The sequence below is a fragment of the Desulfoplanes sp. PS50 genome (assembly GCF_053851535.1).
Window position 1 is genome coordinate 1 of sequence record NZ_JBSPZA010000079.1, and the last position, 1,916, is coordinate 1,916.

Sequence of the window (1,916 nt, forward strand, 5' to 3'; positions counted from 1 at the left end):
GGGGACGGGCTCCACTCCATGATGGCGGCAGGGGAAGATAGCCAATCGTCCTCAGACAACACAACAGAGGCTAGCAGATACCACCTTATTTTTATCGGTCAGTGGTTTAAAATTGGGGGGAAGCCTATTCTGCCCTTGAGGTCACCGCGCCAAGGGTAGCCATGATAGGAAATCCCCGGCGTCGTCGGCACAGCCTCATAAATGACACCTTCATGCACACAATACATTTTTTTGGGATATGTCTCCCCCCGCATCTCGTCCACCGGAAGGGGAATCCCTTGGTTCAAAATCTTTTCTGCAATACTTTGCGTGATCTTACAAGAACATTTCCCCACCTGCCCTTTGCTTCCCGGAACAAATCCGGCATAAGGCCGATCCCAACGATGCTTGAACCGGCCATCCCCGCGTTCATACTTCCAAACGTTTTCTTCTGAATCCGCAGGCACAGTACAATGTCCTTTCATTGTTCCCTCTTTTCTTCCCTACATCATCGTCCACAGCTACGCATAAGATCTGCTAAGGCTCGCAAGCTCGCTAAGCATCATTTTTCATGACTCCCCGGTGAAATGCCCTTGCTTCTCGTTTCATTCCGGGTTTTTCGCTTTTGTTGTTCCCTAAAACCTAAATCTTAAAACCTAAAACCGTCCTTTGAACTTCTCTTCCCAGGACAGAGCATTACGCCCATTCACCTGCGCCCAGCCGGTGATCCCGGGTTTAACTTCATGCCGCCTGGCCTGTTCCGGGGTATACCGATCCAGGTACTGCATCAACAACGGCCGGGGTCCGACCAGGCTCATGTCGCCTTTGAGCACGTTAAAGAGTTCAGGCAGTTCATCCAACGATGTCGACCGAAGAAACCGGCCCAGGGGGGTCAATCGCTCGCAATCAGGCAGCAGGCACCCGTCTCCATCACACGCATTGGTCATGGTCCTGAACTTGTACATATAAAACGGCTTGTCGTGCAGGCCAGGGCGTTTCTGTTTGAAGAAAACCGGCGAGCCCATGTGCTTGCGTACAAGATACCACAAAACCACAAGAACCGGACTGATACAAATCAATCCGGCTGCCGTGGCTATACAATCAAATATTCGTTTCAAAGCCGTTTCCCTTTTCCCGCCTGTCTGCCTTCATCTTACGATCTTCTTGATGTCGAATTGGAATATTCAAAATGCGGTCAACCCGATCCTTTCAGCTCGTGTCTTTATCCGATTCCCGACCGCCGACATCCGACTTCAATCTACCAGCCCCCAACCCTCTGGCAAAATTGTAGTGGTTTCTGTCTTCACACAGTATGACAAATTGCGTTCTTCCACTTTTCGCACTCACAGCATCTCCGCATATTCCGGTACGTCAACTCAAAAATCATACACCCAGCCACGCTCGACCAGAGCGGCAAGAGATATTCCGCCATTCTCCGTACCTGAATCGGTAATATTTCTGATCCGGGTCGGCCCGGTCTCTCCTTCCCTGTAGATCCAGAGGCCGATGTCACGAGCAAGGAAGTTGATCAGCTTCGGGTGATGGGAGACCAGCACGACCTGCAGACCTTCCTCCACAAGATCATTGAGAGCATCCAGCCAGGGTTGTACTTCCGGAAGGGCCAGAAAATTCTCAGGCTCATCGATGCATACGATGGTATCCTCGGTTTTAACCCCGTAAATCAGGGAGTACAATACGATCAGGACCCGCTGCCCATCGGACAACTCATCGAACCTGTAACAGTGCTCCTGGTTATCTCCAAAGCATGCCATCAAAATTTTCGCATCCCCTGAAGGTGCAAACTTCAAATACTCGACTTTCGGAGTTTATTTTGCTTTCAAAATTAGAACAAACATCCTGAAATAACTAATTTTTTACTTGAAGAGATCCTTGTTTTTTAGTATTTCTCTTGTTTCCACGCAATAGAATACAAAAAA

2 protein-coding genes and 1 pseudogene are annotated in these 1,916 nt (G+C 49.3%); all 3 read right to left on the reverse strand.

Translation table 11 applies throughout. The features are described 5' to 3' along the window. Positions 1 to 98: 98 nt before the first annotated feature. Entirely contained in the window at positions 99 to 464 is a 366-nt protein-coding gene (locus ACTVJH_RS15790) for a hypothetical protein (RefSeq protein WP_455992847.1), read from the reverse strand. Between the two features lie 183 nt (positions 465 to 647). Further along, a pseudogene (locus ACTVJH_RS15795) lies at positions 648 to 1,097 on the reverse strand (sugar transferase); the annotation flags it as partial. A 258-nt stretch (positions 1,098 to 1,355) separates the two neighbouring features. Further along, positions 1,356 to 1,751: an AAA family ATPase gene (locus tag ACTVJH_RS15800; RefSeq protein ID WP_455992849.1), complete on the reverse strand. Its 396-nt coding sequence runs from the start codon at positions 1,749 to 1,751 to the stop codon at positions 1,356 to 1,358. Positions 1,752 to 1,916 lie beyond the last annotated feature (165 nt).

What these genes read in the sequence shown, in the direction of transcription:
- ACTVJH_RS15800 (WP_455992849.1), bottom strand. Translation starts at nt 1,751, where the DNA reads ATGGCATGCTTTGGAGATAACCAGGAGCACTGTTACAGGTTCGATGAG.
- ACTVJH_RS15790 (WP_455992847.1), bottom strand. Translation starts at nt 464, where the DNA reads ATGAAAGGACATTGTACTGTGCCTGCGGATTCAGAAGAAAACGTTTGG.